This is a genomic window from Photobacterium sp. OFAV2-7 (assembly GCF_022347985.1).
Taxonomy (GTDB): domain Bacteria; phylum Pseudomonadota; class Gammaproteobacteria; order Enterobacterales; family Vibrionaceae; genus Photobacterium.
This window is the reverse complement of the sequence record NZ_JAKRFQ010000171.1, coordinates 1-7,305: the sequence shown is the minus strand read 5'-3', so window position 1 is coordinate 7,305 and position 7,305 is coordinate 1. Positions and strand designations below refer to the sequence as shown.

The following is a 7,305-nucleotide window of genomic DNA, read 5'->3' as shown; positions in this document are numbered from 1 at the left end:
CTTTTTCTGTTGAAAAAGGTACAACCAAGCACAGAAATGATTTTGGACAGTAAAAGTATCAGCCAAGGCTGTTATATTTTTACAAAATGGCTGGATACCAAACAGCATAGTTGTCTGATCAGATCAGAGAATTACGCTTTTTGGTATTATTTTTTACATCAAATTGATTTGGAGAAAAGCTATGCGCCATCCTGTGGTTATGGGTAACTGGAAGCTAAACGGTAGCAAGGAAATGGTATCTAACCTACTTAAGGGCCTTGATGCTGAACTTAAAGGTGTTGAAGGTGTTGACGTAGCAGTAGCTCCACCAGCAATGTACCTTGACCTGGCTGAGCAGCTAATCGGCAAAGGTGAAAGCAAAATCATCCTTGGTGCACAGAATGTCGACGTTAACGCAAGCGGCGCATTCACAGGTGATATCTCTCCTGAAATGCTAAAAGACTTCGGTGCAAGCCACATCATCATCGGCCACTCTGAGCGTCGTGAATACCACAACGAATCAGACGAGTTCGTAGCGAAGAAATTTGCTTTCCTAAAAGAGCACGGCCTGACTCCTGTTCTTTGTATCGGTGAGTCTGAAGCTCAGAACGAAGCTGGCGAAACTGTTGCAGTATGTGCTCGTCAGATCGATGCTGTGATCAACACCCAAGGCGTTGAAGCTCTAGACGGTGCAATCATCGCTTACGAACCAATCTGGGCAATCGGTACGGGCAAAGCCGCTACAGCTGACGATGCACAGCGTATTCACGCAGCTATCCGTGCACACATCGCAGAGAAGAGCGAAGAAGTAGCCAAGAAAGTTGTGATCCAGTACGGCGGTTCTGTTAAGCCTGAGAACGCTGAAGCATACTTCGCACAGCCGGACATCGACGGTGCGCTAGTTGGCGGTGCGGCACTGAACGCAGAAAGCTTCGCAGCTATCGCAAAAGCAGCAGCTAAAGCGAAAAAATAATCAACCTAGATTATCAAGCATAACAAAGGCTACCTTCGGGTGGCCTTTTTAGTGGCCGGTACACGCCGGCAACAGAAACAAAAAAGCCGACTCTCGAGTCGGCTTTTATCTATCAAGCAAAACCTGTCTTAGAACAGTTTGTCTGCCAGATCATACAGATCTTTGCGAACCGGGCGCTTCATGTTCTCAATCGCGTCGATGATGTCGTGGTGAACCATTTTTTCATTCTGGATACCCACACAGCGACCACCGTGACCTTCCATTAGCAACTCAACCGCGTAAGCACCCATACGAGAAGCCAGGATACGGTCAAATGCCGTTGGCTGACCACCACGCTGAATGTGGCCAAGCACTGTCGCACGTGTTTCACGGCCTGTCTCATCTTCGATGTACTTCGCCAGCTCGTTGGCATCGGTCATCAGCTCGGTAAGTGCGATAATCGCATGCTTCTTGCCTTTGTAGATCCCTTCTTTGATCTTCGCCAGCAGCTCTTCTTTGTTCAAACCGGTTTCCGGTGTGATGATGTACTCACAACCACCTGCAATCGCAGACATCAAAGTGAGATCACCACAATGACGACCCATTACCTCAACAATTGAGATACGCTGGTGAGACGAAGACGTATCACGCAGACGGTCAATCGCATCGATAACCGTATTCAGCGCCGTTAGGTAACCGATCGTGTAATCAGTTCCTGCTACGTCATTATCAATAGTGCCCGGCAGACCGATACATGGGTAGCCCATTTCAGTCAGCTTCTTCGCACCCATGTACGAACCGTCACCACCGATCACAACCAGTGCGTCGATACCGTGAATTTTCAGGTTCTCGATAGCCTGTGCACGTACCTTCTCGTCTTTAAACTCAGGAAAACGCGCTGAACCCAGGAATGTACCACCCTTATTGATCACATCTGACACGCTTGAGCGAGTCAGCTTTTCAATACGGTTCTGATGCAGGCCCTGATAGCCGTCATATACACCATAAACTTCCAGGCCTTCTGACAATGCAGCACGAACAACACCGCGAACCGCCGCATTCATACCAGGTGCGTCACCACCACTGGTCAATACACCAATCTTTTTAATCATGGTTACCCTCTGACTTTGGGAATTGAAAAATCAAATCCGGCACGAGTTACCGAGGTTCCCCCTCTCGGTACCATAAGCCGATATGCCGGGCTTATGCTCGTGTAAACTGTAACTTTCCTACTAATGTAGAAGTATTACAATTTTGATAAAAAATTTTGTTGATTCATATCACGATCCCCCCTGACTTCAGCCAGCAGCATGATATTTGCCTGTTCCGACAACGGATATGAAACGAAACTGTTAGCGTTCTGGTTGATGACCAAGGAGATACCGCCTACAAGGCCTCATCATGCCTTAAGTATATATCCTGCCATCAGAGCCACCAGTTGTGCATCTAGGGAGAGTGATAACCGCGGGCGACTGTGCATTTTCATCCATGATAATCACACCTATTCATAAGCACTCACTGGGCAATGTCACGCAGTATAGCTTTTTTACGGTGAAAATTAATAACAAAAATAATAGAGAAAGGTAATTTACTGAGGGATTTATTGGTCTGAGTAACGAAAAGCAAGCCGCAACCTAGGCTGCGGCTTCATCAGTGATTGTCAGCTTACTGATTTTTTTCAGCCCAGCGAGCCTGGCATTTTTCTGCTCGCTCCGCCTGTAGCTGCTGGTATTTCTCTTTTTGCTCGGCAGTAAGAATATTCAGCATCTCATGGCGCTTCTTCAACATAGTGATGCGGCGCTCGGTTTGCTGCTCTGACATTTGCTGAGCCAACTCGCGGACTGCGTTTTCGTCAAAATCAGCCGCCAGCAGCAAGGTCTGCATCTTCTGGTGGTTGGCCTGCATTTCAGCATGTTTCTCGCCAAAGCTGGCTTTCATCGCCTCACGGTTGGCTTCGCGCATGTCTTGCATTTGTTGCTTCTGCTCATCCGTCAGATCCAGATTGCGAAAGACCTTGTAGCCCTCTTTCATACCACAGCCACCTTTACCGCCATGGTAGCCGCCATGGTGACCATCTTTACCACCGCCAAAAGCCAGCACAGAGGCAGAACTGAGAGCCAGAGGAAGTGCGATTGCCATTACCAGTGTTTTCTTGAATGTAGTCATGATGTTCTTCTCCAAATGTCCGTCAGCGGGTATGAGTTAAGAATAACGACCACAAGGTAAACTGCTGTCTAAAGAACGTAAAACTGCGTAAAGCCAACTGACATTAACTTGGTTCCCGATGCGAGATTAGCGATACTGAGGCAATCCCATTCATCATGTCGCGTATTTACCTGAATAGGGCGAGACGGAAACAATAAGGTAGCTAACATGGCAAAAATTCTGCTGGTCGACGACGATACGGAACTGACCTCACTACTCAGCGACATCCTTGAAATGGAAGGTTTCGAGATCCTTGAGGCCAATAACGGCGAGGAGGGCCTCAGCAAAGTCGATGACAGCATCGATCTGATCCTGCTCGATGTCATGATGCCGAAGATGAACGGTACCGAAATGCTGCGTAAGCTCAGGGAAAGCTACTCGACACCGGTACTCATGCTGACCGCAAAAGGCGAAGAGATTGACCGGGTATTGGGACTGGAACTTGGTGCCGATGACTATCTGCCCAAACCCTTCAGTGATCGCGAGCTGCTGGCACGGATGCGGGCTATATTGCGCCGGACACAAACAGCCGGTAATGACTCGCGCAATAATACCCCCGACTGCCTGACCTATCAGGATATCGATATCTACCCGGGTCGACAGGAAGTCTTCTGCAAGGGCGAGCCGATAGAAATGACCGGTACCGAACTGGCCTTGCTAAGTTACTTTATTCAGCACCCGGGCAAAATCATAGCCAAGAACGAACTTAGCCTCGAGGTACTGGGCAAACGCCTGGCGCAGTTCGATCGTGCCATTGATATGCATGTATCGAACCTACGTAAAAAGCTGCCTGAACGCACCGACGGCAAGCCCCGCATCAAGACCCTTCGCGGTAAAGGCTACCTGCTGGTAGAGGAAATATAATGCAGCCAAGTATTGCGCCAACCCGCCGATACAGCCAACAAGGAGGCCTGCAATGAAACTACCACGTTTTTCCAGCCTGTATGGCCGGATCTTTGCTGTCTTCTGGCTGACCCTGCTGATTGTCGTCGTAACGGTCTTGTTGCTACCCAACCTCGATCCCCGGGCCCAGCATACGATCCCGGAACAGCAGCAAAAACGCTTTCAGGACTCGGCCCAGAGCATTGCCGAGAAAATCTCCTATGACAGGGGGCCGCTCAAGTACCGGCTGCAGCGTTTCACCAACCACGACCGCCACAAGGGATTCCAGCTCTATTTCACCACCGAGGAAGGTGAAATTATCACCCCGGATGGCCGCAACAAGGCACTGCGTAATTTTATCACCATGGCTGACAGCCCTAGTTCGCCGAAACAAAAGCTTTACGGGCGCTGGATGATGGCCGGGCCGTTTGCCTTGAGCTACGAGCAGCAAACCGTACTCATGTATGTCGGCCGGGTCTGGCGCAAGCCTCCGCCATTTTTCATTCAGATCCTGGACAAACCATTCCAGTTACTGCTTGTCACCATGCTGGTCAGTACGCCCTTGCTGCTCTGGCTCGCTTGGGCCATCAGTATTCCGGCCCGCCGACTTCAGCAAGCCGCAGAGCGGGTAGCGACAGGGCAATTCGAAGCCGATCCGAAACTGGAGGCCGGGCCCCGGGAGTTCAAGCAGGCCGGGGCCAGCTTCAACCAGATGGTTCAGGCCATCAACCAGATGATCAGCGGCCAGCAGCGATTACTGTCGGATATCTCCCATGAACTGCGTTCGCCGCTTACCCGCCTGAGAATGGCTACTGCGCTGGCCCAGCGCAAACAGGGAGAGAGCAAAGAACTCAGCCGCATTGATACCGAGGCAGAGCGGCTCGAAAAAATGATCAGCGAACTGCTGGAGCTGTCTCGGATGCAGGTAAACAGCCATGAGCTTCGCGAGCACTCCGATGCACGCAGCCTGTGGTATGAAATGCTGGAAGATGCCCGCTTCGAGGCTGAGCAAAACAACAAAACATTCACTGTCAGCGACTTGGATGAATGGCCGGTCAGCGGTAACCCCAACCTGCTGATCAGCGCCCTGGAAAATGTCGTTCGCAATGCTATCAAATACGGCAACGATGTCATCGAGGTCAATTTCAGCGTCAGAGACCACACCCTCAATATCGTCATCGACGATAACGGTGAAGGGGTGCCCGACAATGAACTGGATGATATTTTCCGCCCATTCTACCGCGTATCAACCGCGCGAGACCGAAGCAGCGGCGGAACCGGGTTGGGGCTGGCTATCACCGAGAGCGCCATCCGCCAGCATAGCGGCACCATCTTGGCCAGCCGCAGTCCGCTTGGAGGATTGCGGGTTACCATCACCCTGCCCCTGACACTGTAGCCAATGACGATTTCGACAGGCAATCAGACAATATGTTGTCTGATTGCCTGTTTTTTTCGCTACAATGAGGCCAAATTTCCAAACTGATAGCCGGACAATGTTTGATATCGCCCTGTACGAACCCGAAATCGCCCCCAACACGGGCAATATAATTCGCCTATGCGCCAACTGCGGTGCCAACCTGCACCTGATCGAGCCGTTAGGTTTTGATCTGGAAGAAAAGAAATTACGTCGTGCCGGGCTGGATTATCACGATCTGGCACACGTTCATCGCCATAAGAACTTCGATGCCTTCATGGCGGCGATGGAAAATCGCCGGATTTTTGCCTGTACCACCAAAACCACCAACTTCCATACCAATGCCAAGTTCGAAGAAGGGGATGTGCTGTTGTTCGGACCGGAAACCCGCGGTCTGCCGGCCGAGCTGATTGATAGCCTGCCACTCGAGCAGCGCCTGCGTATTCCTATGCACCCGGACAGCCGAAGCCTGAACCTGTCCAATGCCGCCGCCATCATCGGCTACGAGGCCTGGCGCCAGCTCGGGTTCAAAGGCGCGGTATAATCTCATTCAGAGACTGAAAAACAAAAAGCGAGAGTTGGTAAACTCTCGCTTTTGCAATTAATTTGGAACCGCGACACCGTGTTTAAATGCCGTCACCGGCCATAAAGGTTTGGCCGTTACCATTAAATTGCTGATCCATATCCATCGCAGGCTTCTCGCTACTTGGCCGGCCAACAATTTTCGCCGGCACCCCGGCCACCGTGGTATGCGAAGGCACCGGATTGAGTACCACCGAACAGGAACCGATTTTCGCCCCTTCGCCGACTTCGATATTGCCCAGTATCTTGGCACCGGCACCGATCATCACCCCTTCGCGGATCTTCGGATGGCGATCGCCGCCTTCCTTGCCTGTACCGCCCAGGGTTACGTCCTGAAGAATCGACACATCATTCTCGATCACGGCCGTTTCACCAATCACAATACCGGTCGCATGGTCGAACATGATCCCCTGGCCAATCGTCGCCGCAGGATGCACGTCTACCTGACAGGCAACCGAAATTTGATTTTGCAGATAGACAGCAAGGGCAACCCGCTTTTGTTTCCAAAGCCAGTTAGCCACACGGTAGCCCTGCAGGGCATGGTAGCCTTTCAGGTATAGCAGGGGAATGGAATACATCTCTACCGCAGGATCTCGTTCAACCACGGCACGAATATCGCAGGCTGCCGATTCGGTGATCATACAATCGGCGATGAAAGCCTCCTCAATCACCTCACGCACCGCCATCGCCGGCATCGACGGTGTCGCCAGCTTGTTGGCGAGAATATAACTAAGCGCAGCGGCTAAGTTATCATGCTTGATAATGGTTGCATGATAAAAGCTGGCCAGCATCGGTTCTTGCTCTGACTGCTCTCGCGCTTCCCGCTTGATAGCCTGCCAGACCTCATGTTGTTGACACTCCCTCACATCACCCTCTGTTCGTTTTGTCATCAAATCGGTATCTGTTTAACTTTAACGTGCTTGGAAAAAAAAACAACGCGAGCTTGCAGGCACGCGTTGTTATCTTGCTCTTAATCCTGTCCACGACAGCGTAAATTGCCGTTATTCGTCTTTTTTCTCGCGGGCCAGCAGATCTTTGGCTGCTTCACGGGCATCTTTACCCTGATAAAGTACCTGATAGATTTGTTCGGTAATCGGCATCTCAACCCCGTAGCGCTGGGAAAGTACCCAGACTTCCTTGGTGTTACGATAACCTTCTACCACTTGGCCAATATCATCCTGCGCCGCATCAACCGTTTTGCCCTGGCCCAGAGCCAGACCAAAACGACGGTTGCGTGACTGGTTATCGGTACATGTCAGCACCAGATCCCCCAGTCCCGCCATCCCCATAA

The 7,305-nt window shown here is 51.1% G+C and carries 9 protein-coding genes; 5 read left to right on the top strand and 4 right to left on the bottom strand.

Translation table 11 applies throughout. The annotated features are described in order from the left end of the window. A partial coding sequence (locus MHN01_RS11165) for a hypothetical protein (RefSeq protein ID WP_239411418.1) occupies positions 1-207 on the top strand: 207 nt, incomplete at its 5' end. Continuing rightward, a complete protein-coding gene (gene tpiA / locus MHN01_RS11160) occupies positions 182-952 on the top strand; it encodes a triose-phosphate isomerase (protein WP_160652689.1) in 771 nt (256 codons plus the stop codon). The genes MHN01_RS11165 and tpiA, both read left to right, overlap by 26 nt. A 128-nt stretch (positions 953-1,080) precedes the next feature. Here the strand turns inward: tpiA and pfkA are convergent, their stop codons facing one another. Both pfkA and MHN01_RS11150 read right to left on the bottom strand, forming a co-directional pair. Beyond that, positions 1,081-2,043 carry a 6-phosphofructokinase gene (pfkA, locus tag MHN01_RS11155; protein WP_239411417.1) on the bottom strand — a complete coding sequence of 321 codons (963 nt, stop codon included), beginning with the start codon at positions 2,041-2,043 and terminating at the stop codon, positions 1,081-1,083. Positions 2,044-2,596: 553 nt separating this feature from the next. Next, positions 2,597-3,097: a CpxP family protein gene (locus MHN01_RS11150; RefSeq protein ID WP_239411416.1), complete on the bottom strand. Its 501-nt coding sequence runs from the start codon at positions 3,095-3,097 to the stop codon at positions 2,597-2,599. Between the two features lie 207 nt (positions 3,098-3,304). Here MHN01_RS11150 and MHN01_RS11145 point away from each other — a divergent pair, with 207 nt between their 5' ends. The 3 genes from MHN01_RS11145 to trmL all read left to right on the top strand — a co-directional run bounded on the left by MHN01_RS11145 (position 3,305) and on the right by trmL (position 5,976). Beyond that, positions 3,305-4,000, top strand: a complete 696-nt coding sequence (locus MHN01_RS11145; protein ID WP_239411415.1) for a response regulator — start codon at positions 3,305-3,307, stop codon at positions 3,998-4,000. A gap of 52 nt (positions 4,001-4,052) precedes the next feature. Continuing rightward, positions 4,053-5,414 carry an envelope stress sensor histidine kinase CpxA gene (gene cpxA, locus MHN01_RS11140; protein ID WP_239411414.1) on the top strand — a complete coding sequence of 454 codons (1,362 nt, stop codon included), beginning with the start codon at positions 4,053-4,055 and terminating at the stop codon, positions 5,412-5,414. A 97-nt stretch (positions 5,415-5,511) separates the two neighbouring features. Continuing rightward, the gene (gene trmL, locus MHN01_RS11135; RefSeq protein WP_075762995.1) at positions 5,512-5,976 is read left to right on the top strand and encodes a tRNA (uridine(34)/cytosine(34)/5-carboxymethylaminomethyluridine(34)-2'-O)-methyltransferase TrmL; all 465 of its coding nucleotides are present in this window, start codon (positions 5,512-5,514) and stop codon (positions 5,974-5,976) included. 82 nt (positions 5,977-6,058) lie between these two features. On the opposite strand, the gene cysE is transcribed toward trmL, so the two are convergent. Further along, on the bottom strand, positions 6,059-6,904 hold the full coding sequence (gene cysE / locus MHN01_RS11130; protein WP_255725157.1) for a serine O-acetyltransferase: 846 nt from the start codon (positions 6,902-6,904) through the stop codon (positions 6,059-6,061). Positions 6,905-7,015: 111 nt separating this feature from the next. Further along, on the bottom strand, positions 7,016-7,305 hold a 290-nt coding region (locus MHN01_RS11125), incomplete at its 5' end, for an NAD(P)H-dependent glycerol-3-phosphate dehydrogenase (protein WP_370646493.1).

Coding starts and splice junctions, on each gene's coding strand:
- MHN01_RS11145 (WP_239411415.1), top strand. CDS start 3,305: ATGGCAAAAATTCTGCTGGTCGACGACGATACGGAACTGACCTCACTA.
- cpxA (WP_239411414.1), top strand. CDS start 4,053: ATGAAACTACCACGTTTTTCCAGCCTGTATGGCCGGATCTTTGCTGTC.
- MHN01_RS11150 (WP_239411416.1), bottom strand. CDS start 3,097: ATGACTACATTCAAGAAAACACTGGTAATGGCAATCGCACTTCCTCTG.
- cysE (WP_255725157.1), bottom strand. CDS start 6,904: ATGACAAAACGAACAGAGGGTGATGTGAGGGAGTGTCAACAACATGAG.
- trmL (WP_075762995.1), top strand. CDS start 5,512: ATGTTTGATATCGCCCTGTACGAACCCGAAATCGCCCCCAACACGGGC.
- tpiA (WP_160652689.1), top strand. CDS start 182: ATGCGCCATCCTGTGGTTATGGGTAACTGGAAGCTAAACGGTAGCAAG.
- pfkA (WP_239411417.1), bottom strand. CDS start 2,043: ATGATTAAAAAGATTGGTGTATTGACCAGTGGTGGTGACGCACCTGGT.